This is a genomic window from Streptomyces sp. P9-A2 (genome assembly GCF_036634175.1).
In the GTDB taxonomy this organism is placed as follows: Bacteria; Actinomycetota; Actinomycetes; order Streptomycetales; family Streptomycetaceae; genus Streptomyces; species Streptomyces pratens.
In genome coordinates this window covers 7059601-7078394 of sequence record NZ_JAZIFX010000001.1, presented here as the reverse complement: position 1 = coordinate 7078394, position 18794 = coordinate 7059601, and the positions used below count along the sequence as shown (strand labels likewise).

At 72.1% G+C, this 18794-nt stretch carries 15 protein-coding genes; 4 read left to right on the top strand and 11 right to left on the bottom strand.

Going from position 1 to position 18794, the window contains the following annotated elements:
- Positions 1–128: 128 nt before the first annotated feature.
- Complete coding sequence (locus V4Y04_RS31990; protein ID WP_332431839.1) at positions 129–2831, top strand: cellulose binding domain-containing protein; 2703 nt, start codon at positions 129–131, stop codon at positions 2829–2831.
- Positions 2832–2929: 98 nt separating this feature from the next.
- On the opposite strand, the gene V4Y04_RS31985 is transcribed toward V4Y04_RS31990, so the two are convergent.
- The 3 genes from V4Y04_RS31985 to V4Y04_RS31975 form a co-directional block, all read right to left on the bottom strand.
- Positions 2930–4825 (bottom strand): rhamnogalacturonan lyase, encoded by a 1896-nt coding sequence (locus V4Y04_RS31985; protein WP_332431838.1) that lies wholly within the window; start codon positions 4823–4825, stop codon positions 2930–2932.
- 85 nt (positions 4826–4910) lie between these two features.
- On the bottom strand, positions 4911–5714 hold the full coding sequence (locus tag V4Y04_RS31980) for a class I SAM-dependent methyltransferase (protein WP_332431837.1): 804 nt from the start codon (positions 5712–5714) through the stop codon (positions 4911–4913).
- A 5-nt stretch (positions 5715–5719) separates the two neighbouring features.
- On the bottom strand, positions 5720–6043 hold the full coding sequence (locus V4Y04_RS31975; RefSeq protein WP_332431836.1) for a 4a-hydroxytetrahydrobiopterin dehydratase: 324 nt from the start codon (positions 6041–6043) through the stop codon (positions 5720–5722).
- A gap of 186 nt (positions 6044–6229) precedes the next feature.
- Here V4Y04_RS31975 and V4Y04_RS31970 point away from each other — a divergent pair, with 186 nt between their 5' ends.
- Positions 6230–7084: a helix-turn-helix domain-containing protein gene (locus V4Y04_RS31970; RefSeq protein ID WP_332431835.1), complete on the top strand. Its 855-nt coding sequence runs from the start codon at positions 6230–6232 to the stop codon at positions 7082–7084.
- On the opposite strand, the gene V4Y04_RS31965 is transcribed toward V4Y04_RS31970, so the two are convergent.
- Entirely contained in the window at positions 7066–7491 is a 426-nt protein-coding gene (locus V4Y04_RS31965; protein ID WP_332431834.1) for a hypothetical protein, read from the bottom strand. The two genes, V4Y04_RS31970 and V4Y04_RS31965, sit on opposite strands and share 19 nt — an antisense overlap.
- Before the next feature lie 418 nt (positions 7492–7909).
- Here V4Y04_RS31965 and V4Y04_RS31960 point away from each other — a divergent pair, with 418 nt between their 5' ends.
- Complete coding sequence (locus V4Y04_RS31960) at positions 7910–8773, top strand: helix-turn-helix domain-containing protein (protein ID WP_332431833.1); 864 nt, start codon at positions 7910–7912, stop codon at positions 8771–8773.
- Positions 8774–8788: 15 nt separating this feature from the next.
- On the opposite strand, the gene dnaK is transcribed toward V4Y04_RS31960, so the two are convergent.
- The 7 genes from dnaK to V4Y04_RS31925 form a co-directional block, all read right to left on the bottom strand.
- Complete coding sequence (gene dnaK, locus V4Y04_RS31955) at positions 8789–10687, bottom strand: molecular chaperone DnaK (RefSeq protein ID WP_332431832.1); 1899 nt, start codon at positions 10685–10687, stop codon at positions 8789–8791.
- Positions 10688–10795: 108 nt separating this feature from the next.
- Positions 10796–11524 (bottom strand): glycerophosphodiester phosphodiesterase family protein, encoded by a 729-nt coding sequence (locus V4Y04_RS31950; protein WP_332431831.1) that lies wholly within the window; start codon positions 11522–11524, stop codon positions 10796–10798.
- 145 nt (positions 11525–11669) lie between these two features.
- Positions 11670–12098: an OsmC family peroxiredoxin gene (locus V4Y04_RS31945; RefSeq protein ID WP_332431830.1), complete on the bottom strand. Its 429-nt coding sequence runs from the start codon at positions 12096–12098 to the stop codon at positions 11670–11672.
- A 99-nt stretch (positions 12099–12197) separates the two neighbouring features.
- Complete coding sequence (locus V4Y04_RS31940) at positions 12198–13940, bottom strand: vWA domain-containing protein (protein WP_332433065.1); 1743 nt, start codon at positions 13938–13940, stop codon at positions 12198–12200.
- 86 nt (positions 13941–14026) lie between these two features.
- On the bottom strand, positions 14027–15088 hold the full coding sequence (locus tag V4Y04_RS31935; RefSeq protein ID WP_332431829.1) for an ATP-binding protein: 1062 nt from the start codon (positions 15086–15088) through the stop codon (positions 14027–14029).
- A gap of 154 nt (positions 15089–15242) precedes the next feature.
- The gene (locus tag V4Y04_RS31930; protein WP_332433064.1) at positions 15243–17264 is read right to left on the bottom strand and encodes a phage holin family protein; all 2022 of its coding nucleotides are present in this window, start codon (positions 17262–17264) and stop codon (positions 15243–15245) included.
- 230 nt (positions 17265–17494) lie between these two features.
- Positions 17495–17896, bottom strand: coding sequence for a hypothetical protein (locus tag V4Y04_RS31925; RefSeq protein WP_332431828.1), 402 nt, complete (start codon positions 17894–17896; stop codon positions 17495–17497).
- An 82-nt stretch (positions 17897–17978) separates the two neighbouring features.
- On the opposite strand from V4Y04_RS31925, the gene V4Y04_RS31920 reads away from it, so the two are divergent.
- Positions 17979–18752, top strand: coding sequence for an MBL fold metallo-hydrolase (locus tag V4Y04_RS31920; protein ID WP_332431827.1), 774 nt, complete (start codon positions 17979–17981; stop codon positions 18750–18752).
- Positions 18753–18794 lie beyond the last annotated feature (42 nt).

The following is an 18794-nucleotide window of genomic DNA, read 5'->3' as shown; positions in this document are numbered from 1 at the left end:
GGCGGCCGGGCGGGCCCCCTCGCGCACGGGGGGGCCCGCCCGGCCGTCGCACGCTCCCCCGCTCCCCCGCTCCCCTTTCGTTTCCCCTCCCCCTCTCGTTTCCCCCCACCCCGAGGAAGGACTTCACCGTGCGAAGAACCCGCGTCCTCACGGCCGTGCTCGCACTGGCGGCCGGTCTACTCACGGGCGGCCCGCCCGCCCTCGCCGCCGCTCCCCCCGACCGGCCCGCCGCCGCGGCCGACGCACCGGTCCGGTCCGCGCTCGCCGCGGACACGTACACCTGGAAGAACGCCCGGATCGACGGCGGCGGCTTCGTCCCCGGCATCGTCTTCAACCGCAGCGAGCGGAACCTGGCGTACGCCCGCACGGACATCGGCGGCGCCTACCGGTGGCAGCAGGAGTCGAAGACCTGGACGCCGCTGCTGGACTCGGTCGGCTGGGACGACTGGGGGCACACCGGCGTGGTGAGCCTCGCCTCCGACCCGGTCGACCCCGACCGGGTGTACGCGGCGGCCGGCACGTACACCAACGACTGGGACCCGGGCAACGGCGCGGTGCTGCGTTCCTCGGACCGGGGCGCGAGCTGGCAGAAGGCCGGCCTGCCGTTCAAGCTGGGCGGCAACATGCCGGGGCGGGGCATGGGCGAACGCCTGGCCGTCGACCCGCACCGCAACAGCGTGCTGTACCTGGGGGCGCCCAGCGGGAAGGGCCTGTGGCGCTCGACCGACTCGGGCGCGAGCTGGTCGCAGGTGACGGCCTTCCCCAACCCGGGCACCTACGTGCAGGATCCGGGTGACACCTCCGGGTACGCCAGTGACAACCAGGGCATCGTCTGGGTCACCTTCGACGAGTCGACGGGCACGCCCGGCAGCGCGACCCGGACGATCTACGTGGGCGTCGCCGACACGCAGAACGCGGTGTACCGGTCGACGGACGCGGGTGCCACCTGGGAGCGGGTGGCCGGGCAGCCGACCGGGCAGCTGGCGCACAAGGGTGTCCTGGACACCGAGAACGGTCACCTGTACATCGCATACAGCGACAAGGGCGGTCCGTACGACGGCGGCAAGGGCCGGCTGTGGCGGTACACGACGGCGACCGGCACCTGGACCGACATCAGCCCGGTCGCCGAGGCCGACACGTACTACGGGTTCAGCGGGCTGACGGTCGACCGGCAGAACCCCGGGACTCTCATGGCGACGGCGTACAGCTCCTGGTGGCCGGACACCCAGATCTTCCGCTCCACGGACAGCGGGGCGACGTGGACACAGGCGTGGGACTACTCCTCGTACCCGAACCGGGAGAACCGCTACACCATGGACGTCTCGTCCGTGCCGTGGCTGACCTGGGGCGCCAACCCGTCGCCGCCCGAGCAGAGCCCCAAACTGGGCTGGATGACCGAGGCGTTGGAGATCGACCCGTTCGACCCGGACCGCATGATGTACGGGACGGGCGCGACGGTCTACGGCACGGAGAACCTGACGAACTGGGACCGCGACGCCACGTTCACCATCACGCCGATGGTGCGCGGCCTGGAGGAGACGGCGGTCAACGACCTCGCCTCTCCCCCGTCGGGCGCCCCGCTGCTCAGCGCGCTCGGTGACATCGGCGGCTTCCGGCACACGGACCTGACGAAGGTCCCGTCGATGATGTTCACCCAGCCGAACTTCACCTCCACCACGAGTCTGGACTTCGCCGAGTCCAGCCCGAACACGGTGGTCCGGTCGGGGAACCTGGACTCGGGGCCGCACATCGCGTTCTCGACCGACAACGGTGCCAACTGGTTCGCGGGCACCGACCCTTCGGGGGTCAGCGGCGGCGGCACGGTCGCCGCGGGTGCCGACGGCAGCCGTTTCGTGTGGAGCCCGCAGGGCGCCGGGGTGCACCACACGACCGGCTTCGGCACCTCGTGGTCGGCGTCCGGCGGCATCCCCGAGGGAGCGGTCGTCGAGTCCGACCGGGTGGACCCGAAGACGTTCTACGGCTTCAAGTCCGGGAAGTTCTACGTCAGTACGGACGGCGGGTCCACCTTCACCGCCTCCCCCGCGACCGGCCTGCCGAGCGGTGACAGCGTGCGGTTCAAGGCGCTGCCGGGCGCCAAGGGCGACATCTGGCTGGCCGGCGGGGCGAGCGACGGGGCGTACGGTCTGTGGCGCTCCACCGACGGCGGGCAGAGCTTCGCCAGGCTGCCGGGCGTCGACGAGGCCGACACCGTCGGCTTCGGCAAGGCGGCCCCCGGCGCCTCGTACCAGACCGTCTTCACCAGCGCGGAGATCGACGGCGTGCGCGGCATCTTCCGCTCGACGGACCGGGGGCAGAGCTGGACCCGGATCAACGACGATGCCCACCAGTGGGGTTGGACGGGTGCCGCGATCACCGGTGACCCTCGGGTGTACGGCAGGGTGTACGTGGCGACCAACGGTCGCGGGATCGTCTACGGCGACACCTCGGACACCGGGGGCGGGGACGACGGGGGTGGCGGGACCGACCCAGATCCCGATCCGGAGCCGACGGGTGCCTGCAAGGTGACCTACGAGATCACCAACCAGTGGTCCGACGGGTTCCAGGCCCAGGTCCAGGTGGCCAACACCGGCTCGGACGCCTGGAACGGCTGGTCACTGACCTGGTCGTTCACGGACGGGCAGCGAGTGTCGCAGCTCTGGAACGGGGCCCACACGCAGTCCGGTCCGGCGGTGACGGTACGCAACACCGACTGGAACGGCACCGTCGCGGCGGGCTCGTCGGCCGGGTTCGGCTTCACGGCGAGCCGTTCGGCGACGAACACGAAACCGGCGGCCTTCACTCTCGGCGGGCGGGCCTGCACGGTGACGTGACCGGCTGAGGAGCGGTGAGCCCGCGGGGCGCGTGCGGCCGGGTCGGCCGTACGCGCCCCGCGGTCCTGCTCGGGTTCTGTGTTGCTCGAGTGGTGTGCTCAGGGGGTGTAGACCGCCGGACGCGGCGGGGTCGGCATGCCGTCGCCGATGAAGAAGCCGGTGTGCGGCGGCTGGTTGTAGGCGGTGTTCTGCCAGGCCAGCGAGGTGCGGTACAGGGTGTCGTGCAGCAGGGTGGTGATCTTGACGTTGGTGTCGTGCGGGGTGGAGTAGACGCGCAGCGCGGTGTTGTCGCCGGTGCGCCAGACGACCTCCTCGCGCCAGTCGCCGAGGATGTCGCCGGACAGTACGGGGGTGGCCTTGGTGCCGTTGTTGGAGGCGACCCCGGATCCGGTCAGCAGGCGGGTGTCGGAGGAGGTGCCGTACTTGTCGATGCGGGTGCCGTCCAGGAGTTCGCGCACCGGGTCGCCGTCCCACCAGGAAAGGAAGTTGGCGGAGGACGGCTTGCGGCCCTTGGTGCCGCCGCCCTCGTCGCGGATGCTGCCGTCGGACGAGGACCACATCTCGGGGCCGGAGTTGCCCGACCAGATGTCACCGGCGACACCGCGTCCGTTGTCGCAGCAGGCGGAGAGCTTCCAGCGGACCGATCCGTTGGCCGGGTCGATGTAGAGAGCCGCGGGCTGGGAGGTCGACTCGGAGACCTTGTAGTACTCCAGGCCCGAGGTCGACGCGTCGAGGTCGCCGAGGTGCTGGGCGTCGCCATGACCGGTCTTCGTGGTCCACAGGCCGTTTCCGTTGTCGTCGACGGCCATCGCGCCGTAGACGATCTCGTCCCTGCCGTCGTTGTCGACGTCGCCGACGGACAGACTGTGGGAGCCCTGGCCGTCGTAGCCCTTGCCGCTGTTGGTGGAGGAGTTGGTGTCGAAGGTCCAGCGGCGGGTGAAGGCGCCGCCCCGCCAGTCCCAGGCGGCGACGACCGAGCGGGTGTAGTAGCCGCGGGCCATGATCAGGGAGGGCCGGACGCCGTCGAGGTAGGCGGTGCCGGCGAGGAAGCGGTCGACGCGGTTGCCGTAGGAGTCGCCCCAGGAGGAGACGGTGCCACGGGCGGGTACGTAGTCGACGGTGCCCATCGCCTTGCCGGTCTGCCCGTTGAACATGGTCAGGTACTCGGGGCCGGACAGGATGTAGCCGCTGGAGTTGCGGTGGTCGGCGGAGGAGCTGCCGATGACGGCGCCGGTGCCGTCCCGGGTGCCGTCGGCGGTCTTCATGGCGACCTCGGCCTTGCCGTCGCCGTCGTAGTCGTACACCTGGAACTGGGTGTAGTGGGCGCCGGAGCGGATGTTGCGGCCCAGGTCGATGCGCCACAGCCGGGTTCCGTCGAGCCGGACGCCGTCGACGATCGTGTTGCCGGTGTAGCCGGACTGGGAGTTGTCCTTGGCGTTGGTGGGCTGCCATTTGAGGACGAACTCGAGGGCGCCGTCGCCGTCGAGGTCGCCGACGGAGGCGTCGTTGGCCTCGTAGGTGTAGGAGACGCCGTCCGGGGTGGTGCCGCCGGCCGGCGGGGAGATCGGTACGTCCTTGTAGCCGGCGCGGAACTGGACGGCGTGCACGGAGTCGCCCTGCTCGACGCCGTTCACGACGGCGCGGACGGTGTAGTCGGCGTGGGACGGGGCGCCGGAGTGGAAGAACGTGGTGGAGCCGGTGACGGGGTTGGAGTTGACCTTCGTACCGGCCCGGTAGACGTTGAAGGAGACGTTGTCCGGGTCGGTGCCGAGCCAGCGCCAGCTGACCAGGTTGCCGCTGCCGTTGTACACGCTGACCACGCCCCGGTCGAGTGCCTCTACCTGCCGTGCGGTGGCGGCTTCGGCGGTGCCCGCGCCGAGCCCGGTGAGCCCTGCCGCGGCGAGGGCCACGGCGGTGAGGACCGCGGGGAGGGCGGGCCGGCGTCTGCGTGGCCCGTGCGGGTGTTTGTGCGCGTGCCTGTGCGGGTGCTTCACGGGATGAACCTCCAGGGAGGACGAGGGGATTCCGCCCCTCAGTCGCCGCCGGTCACGGCCTGGTTGCCTTACCCCGTACCGGAGTTCACCCGAGCCCACGACACGCCGAGCCGTCCGTGACAGCCGTCGTTCCCCCGTTCCCTGGCGCCGGTGACTTGCGGAAGGCCCGGAGGTGGAAGAGCGGATCGGGGCGGGGACGGTCCTGGTCGGGGAGGGCGGCGAGGCGGGCGGCGAAGGTGTCGGCGAGGAGGGAACCGGGGGACAGCGTGACGAACCAGCCCCGGCGCAGGTCGGCGATGGTACGGCGAGGGCTGCGACCCTGGCCGTGGCCCCGGAACACGGCCTGCCCGGCCGGGACCAGACCGTTTTCGGCGGCGCAGGCCGCCACGTCGGCGGCGGCGTCGCGCACCGGGCTGCGCGGACGGGCGGAGAGGACGGCGTCGATGTCGCTGCCCACGTTGTGCGAGGCGGCCTTGTCGACGGTGGTGACGTAGACCCCGCCGGGCCGCAGGACCCTGGCGCACTCCTCGACGAGGGCCCGCACATCCTCGGGGCCGGACTGCAGGTGCAGCAGCCACACGCTGACGGTGGCGTCGAACCGGGCGTCACCGAAGGGCAGTCGCCGGCTGTCGGCGCGCACGACGGCGCCGGGCAGACGGGCCGCCGCTCTCCGGGTCATCGACGCGGAGAGGTCGACGCCGGTCACCCGCAGGCCCGTGCGGGCCGAGGGGAAGCACCGGGTCACGATGCCGGTGCCGCAGGCGATGTCCAGCAGGTCGCGCGCCCCCGGGGGGATCAGGTCCAGCACCGCCTGCGCGGCGGCCGCGGCCCGGGGCTCACCGCCGCGTGAGGCGTCGTACCGCCCCGCTTCCTCGTCGTAGTCGAGCACACGCCTCAGTGTGCACCGTGACCGGGCGCCAAGTCCTCTACTCTGTGCGCCAGTTCAACATCCTTCGCGGTGACGGCGCCTCCCGCGCTGTGCGTGTGGACGGCGACGGACACCGTGTTGTAGCCGAGGGTGAGGTCGGAGTGGTGGTCGAGTTCCTCCTGCACCCGGGCGACGTGCACGACCATCGCGGTCGCCGCGAAGTGGGAGCCGAGCCGGTAGGAACGGGTGAGCCGGCCGTCGTCGAGCGACCAGCCCGGCAGGCCGGTCAGCCTTTCCTCGATCTCCTTCGGCGACAGCGGCGCGGCGGATGCGGCGGATGCGGCGGGCATGGGCTGTTCTCCTCCTCTGTCCCCCTGGCGGTCGGGTTTCCCTCCGCCCAGCGTGCCACAGGAGGTGCCGCCGGACCCTGCGCAAGAAGCCAGAAGGGGACAGGAGAGAGGGCAGGACGGAGGCCGGGGAGGGCGGCCGGGAGGTACGGCTCCCGCTTGCGGCGCCTTCTCGGCTACCGTCCCGGCATGAGCCCTCTCCTGCCCGGTACCGCTCCCGCCGCTGCCGAAGGCGTGGGTCCGCTGCTGCGGGCCTGGCGGGAGCAGCGACGGGTCAGTCAGCTGGAGCTCGCGCTGCGCGCGGACTCGTCCGCCCGGCACATCAGCTTCATCGAGACCGGCCGTTCACGGCCCAGCGAGCAGATGGTGCTGCGGCTGGCCGAGCACCTGGACATCCCCGTGCGGGAGCGCAACGCTCTGCTGTTGGCGGCCGGTTACGCGCCCCGGTTCCCCGAGACCCCGCTGGACGATCCGGCGCTGGACGCGCTGCGCGAGGGCATCGAGCGGCTGATCGTCGGATACGAACCGTATCCGGCACTGGTGGTGGACGCGAGGTACGACGTCGTGGCCGCCAACCGCGGGGTCATGATGCTGTTCGACGGCGTGCCGGAGTCGCTGCTGGTGCCGCCGTTGAACGCGGTGCGGCTCACGTTGCACCCGCAGGGCCTCGCGCCCCGGATCCGGAATCTGCGGGAGTGGCGCGGTCATCTGCTGGAGCAGATGGAACGGCAGATCGCGCTCCGCCGCTCCGCACCGCTGCGGGCGCTGTACGAGGAGGTCGCGGCCTTCCCGGTGCCGGAGTCCGGGCCGGATGAGGGGCCGGGTGAGGGGACGGGGGACACGGACGGGTCGCAGCGGTCCGCGTCCGTGGCGTACTTCGCGCTGCCGATGAGGATCGAGCACGGGGGCCGGATCCTGTCGTTCGTGTCGTCGATCTCCACCTTCAACACCCCGATGGACGTGACCGTCGCCGAACTGGCCGTGGAGACCCTCCTCCCGGCCGATCCGGCAACGGCCAAGTACCTTCATTCCTGGATGAGTTGACGTGATTTCAGGGCCATGTGCTGGAACAGCGCGAAGCCGGCCACGACGAGCGCCTGGAGAACCGCCCACACCGCGCCCGCCGCGCTCGGCTCGAGCCACAGCACGAGGGCGGCGCAGCTCACCACCGCCCAGGCCAGGTTGACCTCGATGACGGCCCGGACCCCGAGCGTCGGCGGATGCCTGCGCGAAGCCAGCAGCCCCACAGCGGCCGCGTACACCGCGAGGAGGGCACCGAGCCCGGACAGCAGGCCCGAGCCGACGCCGAGAAAGCGGCCGAGCGGGCCGGAAAGGGAGAGGTAGGCGAGTGCGTTGACGCCGGTCACGGCGGCGTCGAGAACCAGGAGCCGGTGCAGCACGGACTGCGGGCCGGAGGTCCGGGCCAGTGAGGCAGGCTGGGTCGCGGACATGACGAATAACCCTCCGTCGGGGTCGGGGTCGGGGTCGAGGTCGGGGCGGGATCGAGGTCGGGGTCGGGGTCGGGGTCTCGCCGGATCGGTGGTGGACTGCGGGTCACCACCGCGGGCTGGGTGGCGGGCCGGCGTGCGGGCTGGGTCGCGATGACCGCACATGCCATACGAGATGCCGGATATTGCATACCTTGCGCGCAGCCGGATCACGGGACGGATCCGGGCCGGATCCCGGGCCGGAGTGCGCCGGCCCGGAACCCGGTGCGTCCACGATCCCGCCCGCAGCGGGTCGCGGTCGATTACCTGGGACGTAATGACCCGGGCGCCCGGGAACAGGGGCGTCCGGCCGTCCCCCGTGAGAGGGTCGAGCGGGCATGGCAGACTGATCGTGTGGTCGGGGGCGTTGGGGAGACGTGGCGTGAGTGAACGGCGGGCCGCACCCACGGTGGGCCAAGTGGTACTCGGCAGGCGGTTGCAGGAGCTGCGGGAGACGGCGGGCCTCACCCGGGAGGAGGCCGCCCGGGTCCTGCGGGTGGCTCCCGCGACCGTCCGGCGGATGGAGACGGCCGAGGTCGCGCTGAAGATCCCGTACATCCAGATCCTGCTGACGGCGTACGGGGTGTCCCAGGGCGAGGCCGCCACCTTCATCGGGCTCGCGGAGGATGCGAACCGCCCCGGCTGGTGGCAGCGGTTCCACGACGTGCTGCCCGAGTGGTTCAGCCTGTACGTGAGCCTCGAGGGCGCTGCCCGGGTCATCCGCTCCTACGAGCCGCACTTTGTGCCGGGGCTGCTGCAGACGGAGGCCTACGCGCGTGCCGTCCTGGAGGCCGGGACGATCGGCAACCGGGGGCCGGAGGCCGTCGAGCGGCATGTGTCGCTGCGGCTGGAGCGGCAGCGGCTCCTGGAGCGCCGGGATCCGCCCCACCTGTGGGTGATCGTGGAGGAGACGGTCCTGCGGCGCCCGGTGGCCCAGGACGGCCGGGTGATGCGCGAGCAGTTCGACAAGTTGCTGGAGTGGTCCGAGCGGGACCGGATCACTCTCCAGGTGGCCGAGTTCGCCGACGGCCCGCACCCGGGGACGTATGCGCCCTTCTCGCTGTTCCGGTTCGCCGAGCCGGAACTGCCCGACATGGTGTTCACCGAGTACCTGACCGGTGCCCTGTATCTGGACTCCCGCAAGGAGGTCTCGGTGCACCTGGAGGTGCTGGACCACATGACGGCGCGGGCCGCCTCCGCCGAGGACACGCAGAAGCTGTTGCGGAAGTTCCGGGACAGTTACTGAGCAGCTACTGAGCAGCTACTGAGCGTCGCCGCTCCCGCCCTGCCCGTGACCCCCGCGACCCCCGTCATGCCCGTCGCTTTCGTCGTCGACGATCTCCGCGTCGACGACCCCTTCCTCCTCCTGTGGTGAGGTGTGCTGCCCGGCGTCGCCGGTGGACTCCTGATCGGCCCGGGCGTACATCGCCTGGCCCATCCGCTGGCTGACCGCGGCGAGTTTCTCGACGCCGGCGCGCAGGGCGGCGGTGTCGGCGGACTGCTCCAGCAGGGGCTTCAGGTCGGCGACGGCGGCCTCCACCTCGGACCTGGTGCCGGCGGGGATCCGGTCCTCGTTGTCCCGGATGAAGTTCTCGGTCTGGTAGACGAGCTGCTCGGCCTGGTTACGGGTCTCGGCGGCCTCCCGGCGCCTGCGGTCCTCGTCGGCGTACTGCTCGGCCTCGCGCATCATGCGGTCGATGTCGTCCTTGGCCAGTGCCGAGCCGCCGGTGACGGTCATCTTCTGTTCCCGGCCGGTGGCGAGGTCCTTGGCGGAGACGTGCATGATGCCGTTGGCGTCGATGTCGAAGGCCACCTCGATCTGCGGGACGCCGCGCGGGGCGGGGGGCAGACCGGTCAGGTCGAAGACGCCGAGCTTCTTGTTGTACGCCGCGATCTCGCGTTCGCCCTGGTAGACCTGGATACCGACCGAGGGCTGGTTGTCGACGGCGGTGGTGAAGGTCTCCGAGCGCCGGGTGGGGATGGTCGTGTTGCGTTCGATCAGCTTGGTCATGATGCCGCCCTTGGTCTCGATGCCGAGGGACAGCGGGGTGACGTCGAGCAGCAGCACGTCCTTCACGTCGCCGCGGATGACACCCGCCTGGAGAGCCGCTCCGACGGCGACGACCTCGTCCGGGTTGACACCCTTGTGCGGGTCCTTGCCGGTGAGTTCGCGGACCAGGTCGGTGACGGCGGGCATGCGGGTGGAACCACCGACGAGGATGACGTGGTCGATCGCGGAGAGTTTCACCCCGGCGTCCTTCACGGCCTGGTGGAAGGGCGTCTTGCAGCGCTCCAGCAGGTCGGCGGTCAGTTCCTGGAACTGGGCCCGGGTGAGCTTCTCGTCCAGGTGCAGCGGACCGTCGGCGGAGGCGGTGATGTAGGGCAGGTTGACGGTGGTCTCGGAGGAGGAGGACAGCTCGATCTTGGCCTTCTCGGCGGCCTCCCGCAGCCGTTGCACGGCCATCTTGTCCCGCGTCAGGTCGATGCCGTACCGGCCCTTGAAGCCCTGGGCGAGATGTTCGAGGAGCCGCTGGTCCCAGTCGTCGCCGCCGAGCAGGGTGTCGCCGTTGGTCGCCTTGACCTCGATGACGCCGTCGCCCATCTCCAGGAGCGACACGTCGAAGGTGCCGCCGCCCAGGTCGAAGACGAGGACGGTCTGCTCGTTCTCCTTGTCCAGGCCGTACGCGAGGGCCGCCGCCGTGGGCTCGTTGATGACCCGCAGGACCTTCAGCCCGGCGATCTCCCCGGCCTCCTTGGTGGCCTGGCGCTGGGTGTCGTCGAAGTACGCCGGTACGGTGATCACGGCGTCGGTGACGTCCTCGCCGAGGTAGGCCTCGGCGTCCCGCTTCAGCTTCTGCAGCACGCGGGCGGACAGTTCCTGCGCCCGGTAGCGGGTGCCGTCCACGGAACCCTGTTCCGGGAAGTGCCACTGTCCGTCGCCCATGTGGCGCTTGACCGAGCGGGCGGTGCGGTCGACGTTCGTCACCGCCTGCCGCTTGGCGACCTCGCCGACGAGCACCTCGCCGTTCTTGGCGAAGGCCACGACGGAGGGGGTGGTCCTGGCTCCCTCCGCGTTGGCGACGACCGTGGACTCACCGCCCTCCAGAACGGCCACCACCGAGTTCGTGGTTCCCAGGTCGATTCCGACCGCACGTCCCATCGCTGTCCCCTTCCGTCAGGGCACACCCCTGCGGACTCCCGGACTTCCAGCACAAAACTCGAGTGCGCCAATGTCCATAGTGTGCCCGGAGGGTTCGTCGAGCACTCGTCAACCGCTCGCGGCGCGCAGTTCCACGGCACGCCGGGGGCGGTCGGTGATCAGTACGTCCACCCGGCGGTCGGTGAGGAAGTCTCGCATCGGGGCGTCGTCGTTGACCGTCCACACCATGGTGAAGAGCCCGTTGCGGCCCGCTTCGCGCAGCGCCCCGCCACGGGCGAGCCGCTGGTGCGCCGCGATTCCGTGGGCGCCGCAGGCACGGACCCGCCGCATGGGCAGCAGTTCGCTGATCCGGGTGCGTGCCAGCCGGGCCCGTGGGACCCCGGTGCCGTCCCGGCCGAGGGAGAGCGCGGTGCGTACGCCGGGGAAGGCCGTGGTGATCGCGGCGACGGAACGGTCCTCCAGACTGGTGGCGACGAAGCCGTCCCTGCCGAGCAGGGCGATCGCGCGGTCGATCACCTCTCGCTCGTGACCGGTCTCCTTCAGGTCGAGATGCCCTACGAGTTTTCCGGCGATCAGCTCCATGACGTCGTCCACGACGGGAACGGGGTACCCGGCGTGCGCGCAGAGCCCGGCGTGGGTGAGCGTGGCCAGCGGCGGGCCGGTGCGTCCCGCGCGGGCGTCGTGGTGGACGACGAAGACTCCGTCGGCCGTGCGCCGTACGTCGAACTCGACGTAGTCCGCGCCGGACCGCAGGGCGTCCTCGTAGGCCTCACGGGTCGCGGGCGCGGCGTGTTCGGAGCCTCCCCGGTGTGCGGAGACGGCGGGCCGTGACGTCATACGGGCGTCTCCCTGCGTGTTCGGGGGCGTCGCGGGCCGGGGTCCTGGAGGCAGAGGCCTCCGGGCGGACGCGGACGTGGCGCAGGCCGCCCCCTGCGGAGCGGCCTGCGGGTGTCCTGCGTGTCCTGCGGGTGCGGCGAGCGGGTCAGGAGAGCTTCGCCGTCAGGGTGATCTCGGTGCCCTTCAGCGCCTGGCTGACCGGGCAGTTGACCTTGGCGTCCTCGGCGGCGGCGAGGAAGGCCGCCTCGTCCAGGCCGGGGACGGTGCCCTCGACGGTGAGGTGGATGCCGGTGATGCCCTCGCCGGGCACGAGGGTGACGTCGGCGGAGGTCACCAGGCGGGTCGGCGGGTTGCCGGCCTTGTCGAGGATGTTGGAGAAGGCCATCGAGTAGCAGCTGGAGTGCGCGGCGGCGATCAGCTCCTCGGGGCTGGTCTTGCCGTTCGCCTCCTCCGCACGCGACGCCCAGGTGACCGGCTGCTCGCCGATGCTGCCGGAGGAGTCGAAGGTGACGACCCCGCTGCCCTTGATGAGGTTGCCTTCCCAAACGGTGTGTGCGGAGCGCGTGGCTGCCATGGCTGTTCCTTCCAAATATCCGAACGCGTGTCCGGTCCGTACTTGGTCCGGGGCACCCGCGTCACCGGGTTCCCGCCTCCCATCTGATCACACTCCAGGTCAACTGACGTGGAAGACAGGCCCCTTAGCGGTGAACGGCAGCCGTGCACCGCGGGGGACCAGGTAGGCGTGCTCGCGCCGTACCCGCACCACGTCGCACCAGCCGTCGGTGATGACGAGGACCGGCGCGGTCCCCGGGAAGTCGTCCACGCGCTGGAGCAGGTCGATGCCGGGCTGGAGCACCGTGCCGCCGCGCCCGCGGACCCGGACCTGTCCGGCGATCTCGGTGACGGGCAGATAGCCGGCGTCGTGCGGCGCCGCGTCGCAGAACACCACGCGGGCCGCCGGTACGTCGCGGGCCTCGGCATAGGAGGCGATGGCGCCGAGCGCCTTGCCGAGCAGAACCCGGCTCATCGAACCGGAGGTGTCCAGGACGACGCCGAAGGTGCAGCGGGCAACCTCCTCGGGCGGGAAGTACCGGCCCGCGCGGGGGATGTCGGGGGTGGACGCCTGCCGGCGCGCGGGGCGGGCGTAGGACCGTACGGGCTCGGGGCGGGGCACGTACTCGTCGAACCAGCGGGCGAGCCGCGCGTCCCAGGGCAGCGGCGGATGGCTGAGCGCGCGGATCTCCTCGATCAGCCCGCCGGGCAGGAGGCCGCGGCCCTGGCGCTGGTGCAGGTCCAGGCCCTGGGCGAGACCGCGGCGGTAGAAGCCGTCCAGGTCGACTCCGTGGCAGGACGGGTCGAGCGGTCCGAGGCGCCCGCCGAGGATGTCACCGAGGCCCTTGCCGCGCAGGGTGGCCAGGCGCAGCATGCGCCGCCGGTCGTCGGCGATGCGGTCGTAGACCTCCTCGGCGGACAGTCCGGCGAGCCGGGGGTCGTGGAGCAGGCCCTCGGGCATGGTGCCGATCCGCATCTCCTCCAGCCATCCGTTGATGACGTAGTCGCAGGCGACGTTGAACAGGTAGGGGTCGCGTCCGCCCCGGCGGTCGCCGTGGCGCAGGGCGGCGTGGAGCATTTCGTGGGCGAGCACGAAGCGCCATTCCTCGTCCTCGAGGCGGCACAGCGGGTTGACGTAGATCTCGCCGGCCTCGGCGTCGACGGCGGCTACGGAGATCTGGTGCGCGCGGGCGAGTTCGGCGTCGGCGACCAGGGTGATGCCGGCCGCGATGCCGCCGAGCAGGGGGTACGAGGAGACGAACCAGCTCAGCGCCCTGGCCCAGGGGCGCAGCACGGTCGGTTCGCCGTCCGGGCTGTCACGGCGGCCGCCCGCCAGGTCCATCGCGGCGGACACGGCGCGGGTCAGGGCGGTGGCGAAGGCGAGCTGCCGGTCCGGCGGCTGTCCCCACCAGCCGGCCCAGGGCACGAGCAGCAGGTCCGGATCGCCGCCGGCGGTGCCGCGGCGTTCGTAGGCGGCGGGCAGGCCGTCCCTGCGCCACCGGGCGGCGAGCTGGTCCTCGTCGCCGTCGGGGTAGGAGGCCGGCAGGTCCTCGGGAGTCGTCCCGATGGTGTGCCCGAGGAGGAAGCGGTTGACGACGACGCAACGTGCGGCGAGGTCGTGGCGGTCCGGCTGCTCGCGCACGCCCTGGACGGCGGGGACGTGGCCGAAGCCGAGGTGGAGGACGGCGTGCGCGAGGGCCCAGGCCCATTCCCCTGGGTCGGCCAGGCGGTCCGGATGGATGTGCAGTACGGCGTCGGAGTCGGTCCGCAGCAGACCGTGGCGGGGGGCGAGGTCGCAGTTCTCGTCGCGGCAGACGGTGAACTCGACCGCGGCGAGTGCCGGGTCGGCCCGCAGCAGCCGCATCCCCTCGTCGAAGGCCGCCGCCGCGGCCTCCCGCTTCCGGTCCTGCTTGGTCCGCCCGCCCCCCTTGCTCCCCCGCTTTCCCAGGGTCACCGGCGGGCCTCCACCAGGCGGGGCATGTCACGGGCCGCCTCGACCAGGAACCAGGACGGCAGGACCGGGTTTCCGTCGGTGTCGGAGGCGATGACGGTCTGGGCGACCTCGACGGAGATTTCGGCGAGCTGCACCAGCAGCGCCTTGGCCCGGTAGGCGGTCTGCCGGCCGGCGGCGGACATGTGCGCCTTGTCCGCGGGCAGTTCCTTCAGGAGCCGACCGCGGAACGAGTCGGCGAGGTAGTACAGCAGGTCGCGGTCCTCGGTGCGGTGCGGCCAGCGGGCCTCGCCCTTGAGGACGGCCTCGATACCGAAGCGGCTGCGCACGACCCGGACGTAGCCGCAGAAGGCGGTGGCGTGCGCGGGGGTGAGCGTGCCGTGCGCGAGGACCTTCAGGGTGTCCTCGTCGAGGCCCGGGCCGAAGGAGTGCAGCGCGTCGGAGAGCATGTGCCAGGAGCGGGGTGTGGAGAACGGCTCCTCTGTCTTCGGCGGCTTGGACCACAGGTGGTCGGGCCGGTCGGTGAGGTGGTCCACGATCCACGGGTGGATGCCGTTGTTCCCGGCCCACACCAGCCAGTCCCCGGCGGAGGCCTCCAGGTGCACGTGGGTGAGGCGGTTGACGAGCGCGGAGGCGATGGGGCGGGCGAGCGCGTTGTCGGTGGCGCGGTTCCCGGCGCCGATGACGATCGAGCCCTCGGGCAGTTCGTAGGCGCCGATACGGCGGTCCAGGATCAGCGAGTAGAACGCCTTCTGCACATCGGGCGTCGCCGCGTTCAGCTCGTCCAGGAACAGGCAGTACGGCTCGTCGCGGGCGATCGCCTCGGGCGGGCAGAACACCGAGCGGCCGTCGCGGATCTGCGGTACGCCGATGAGGTCCTCGGGGGCGAGCTGGGTGCCCAGCAGGCTCACGCACTCCAGCCCCAGGGACTCGGCGAACTCCCTCACCAGGGAGGACTTGCCGATGCCCGGCGCGCCCCAGAGGAACACCGGGCGTACGGTCGCGAGGCCGAGCAGCAGCTCCGGGATATGGGCGGGGGTGACGGTGACGGCTGCCTGCACGCGGGGGTTCCTCCTCTTTGCGCCTAAGCCGGCGCCGCTTTCGCGGATGTGGTCGTTCGCCGTTGAGGTTCTCAAGCGGTGGTTGCGGTCGTCACGTGAATATTTTTCGGTCGTCCGATCATGAGTGGGGGTGGCGTCCCCCCGCAGACCGGGCTCAGGCGGCCCGTTCCCGGCGCGGATCGGCCGGCAGGTGCGAGTCGTCCGACTCCTTCAGCCAGCGGCGCAGTACGTGGTGCACCTGCTCGGCGCCGGCGAGTTCCTCCCCGTCGGCGACCGGCACGGACAGCGCGAGCGGGGACAGCAGGAAGGGACGGGACTGGGCACCACCGAGGCCGCCGTGGGAGCCGATCTGCTCCTCGAAGGCGAGCACCTCGCCGTCGACGGGGTCGTGGAAGGAGTTGACCATGATGTCGGCGGTGTGCGGGAAGGAGTGAGTGCGGCGAACGGCGTCGGCGGCGCCCGGCCCGAACGCGGCGAGCGGCCCGGGGTCGTCGTCGAGCTCGTCCAGGGGGATCTCCGCGCCGTGTGCGCCGAGCACGACGCCGCCGTGCCGTTCGCTGCCGACGAGCAGGAAGCCGATGCCGGGGTGGTTGGCGAGGGTCGGCAGCAGGGCGGGGTGGCGGACGTCGATCTCCTCCTTGGTCATCCGGCGCGGCACGTCCGGGAAGGAGACCAGGCCGAGGTTGCCGGAGGCCAGGACGACGGGCTCGGAGCCGCGCGGGGGGCGATACTGCTCGATGCCCTCCTCGACCGGGCGGCGCAGCGCCGCCCGGACCGCCGCGCGGGCCTCGGCGCCGCTGCGGGTGCGCCGGGCGCGGCGCGGCACGGGCAGTCCGCCGCCGGCCCGCACCAGGTCGCCGAGGGTGAGGCCGTAGCGGGAGCGGAAGGTCTCGCCGGGGCTCTGCCCGTGGTCGGAGAGGACCACGATCCGGTACGGGCGCGGGGCGTGTGCGGCGACGTGTTCGATCAGGGCGAGGGAGCGGTCGAGGCGGTGCAGGACCTTTTCGGCGTCCCGGCTCGTGGCTCCGGAGTGGTGGGCCACCTCGTCGTAGGCGACCAGGTCGGCGTAGACGGAGGTGCGGCCGGCGAGCAGGTCTCCCATGACGGCGGAGACGACCACGTCCCGTTCGACGACGGTCGCGAAGGCCCGTATGAAGGGGTAGAGGCCGCCGCGGGAGACCCGCGGGAGCTGCTTGGCCCACCGGGCGCGGGTGGACTGGACGATCTCCCGGGTCACCTCGGCGGCGAAGGACAGGGCGGTGCGCACGGCGTTGGCCGGGTCGGAGAAGTAGGCGAAGTAGCCGGAGCGGGAGCGGTTCTCGGGGCTGCGGCGGCGGGCGGCGATGGACAGCACGAGGGCCTGTTCGTCGGCGCCGCCGCTGAACAGGTTGCCGCGGCTGGCGCCGTCGTCGGCGAGCAGTCCGGGGTGTCCGGCGTACCGGACGGCGCGCTGCTGGAGTTCCACCGCGCTGGTGGGGCGGTTGCAGACCATCACCTCCTGGCGGTCCTTCTCGTACCAGCGGAAGGCGGGGACGTCGTGGTTGTTGCCGTGCAGGATGCCGAGCTGGCTGGCGCCGGTCTGGCTGGACCAGTCGGTGCGCCAGGGGGTGAGCCGGTGGGAGTGGGGCAGGCCGGCGTCGTCGGTGCCGAGCCAGCGGGCGACGGTCGGCATCAGTCCCTGGTCGACCGCGTGCAGCAGGACGTCGTGGCCGACGCCGTCCAGTTGCAGGAAGACGGTGCCGGGGGTGGCCGGGACGGGCGGTGTGGAGCGCCGGCGGCGGTCGGCGAGGCGGTAGAGGCGGCGGCGGTAGGCGGCGTCGTCGCGCACGGCGAGGGCCGCTCCGGTGGCGGAGGCCACGGCGGACATCACGGCGGCGACCACGATCGCGGTCTCCCAGGCGGCGGTGCCGCGCTCGACCGGGTTGAGCCGCAGCGCCACCAGCAGGAGCGCGCCGTTGAGGAAGAACACCAGCAGGCCGAGGACGAGCGCCGGGACGAGCAGCAGCAGCCGCACCAGCAGGGGCCACACCAGCGCCGACAGCAGGCCGAAGGCGCCGGCGCCGAGCGCCGCGGTGACCGCGATGTCGGTGGCGCTGTCACCGTCGGCGGAGCGCAGCCGGAAGTCGGGGAGGATGCCGGCGAGCACCAGCATGGTGAGGGTGGCGACCGCCCACACCGTGACGCTCCGACCGATCTGACTGGCGATCCGCCGCCACCGCACGCCACTCACGCCCAGTCCACCTCACGTCCCGGCCCGCTGCCGCCAGGGCGGCCTGCGAACCGGCCCCTGCCCGTGCCCCACACCCTGCCACAACGCCCGAACGTGCCGTTTCGTCCCCCGGAAACCGACGGACGAGGACGTACGGCCGGGAACGGGGGCGGTGCCCCGGAGCCGACGGGCGGGCCTCAGCGGCCGTCGTAGCCCGCGGTCGGCATGGACAGGCGGCGGTGCACCCGGGCCTTCATCGCGGCGTCGTACAACGGTTCGGCGTGGCCGGCGGTCTCCACGCGCACCCCGCGCCGCGCGCACTCGGCGGTGAACTCCTCGACGGAGGACAGGGCGCTCTCCAGTACCCGGCGGCTGGGTGCCACGAACAGGTCGGAGCCGGGCCGTACGCCGTCCCACAGCACGCAGTGGTCGGGGCGAAGGCCGCGCACCAGCAGCTCCCGGGTCACCACGTACCCGCGTTCGGCGGCCCAGCGGGCGCACATGGCGTGCTGGCTGCGGGAGTCCACGAGGAAGGGATCCGCGTCCAGTTCCTCCAGCGGCGTCAGACTCGCGATCGCGATCACCCGCACCGGCCCCATGGCGCCCCCCTCACCTCCGGACTTCGCCGTCGACCCTACTCCTGCACGTAGGCTTCGGGGAGTCGCGGAAGGAGGCGAAGAGGTGCCGGTGGAGATCACCTGGTGGGGTCACGCCACTTGCACGGTCGAGGATGCGCACACACGCGTGATCACCGATCCCCTGTTCGCCCGCCGGCTCGTGCATCTGCGGCGACGGCGCGGCGCGTTGCCGCCACCGGGCGCCCGCGACGCGGACCTGGCGCTGGTCTCCCATCTGCACGCCGACCATCTGCATGTGCCGTCGCTGGCCCTGCTCGCCCCGGGTACGCACCTGCTCGTGCCCCGGGGCGCACGCCGCGCGGTGCCGGCGCTGCGCCGGCTCACGCATCTCAGGGTGAGCGAGGTGACGCCCGGCGATGTGCTGGCGGCCGGCGATCTGGTGGTCCGGGTGGTGCCCGCCCGGCACGACGGGCGGCGGCTGCCGCTCGGCCGGCACCGCTCCCCCGCCCTCGGCTACGTCCTGGAGGGCGAGGCGCGGACGTACTTCGCCGGTGACACCGGGCTGTTCGACACGATGGCCGAGGAGGTCGGCCCGGTCGACGTGGCACTGCTGCCGGTGGGCGGCTGGGGTCCGTATCTCGGCGAGGAGCATCTGGACGCGGCGCGCGCGGCCGAGGCACTGGCCCGGCTGGGGGCGCGCCACGCGGTGCCGGTGCACTACGGCACGTACTGGCCGATCGGCATGGACGCCGTGCGTCCGCACGAATTCCACTCGCCGGGCGACGAGTTCGTGCGGCGGGCGGCCGAGCAGGCGCCCGGGGTTCCGGTGCACCGGCTGGGGCACGGGGAGAGCGTGCGCCTGGGGGTTCCCAGGTGATCCTGCCCGCCGCCCTGGCGCAGGCGGCCGGTGTGCCCCTGT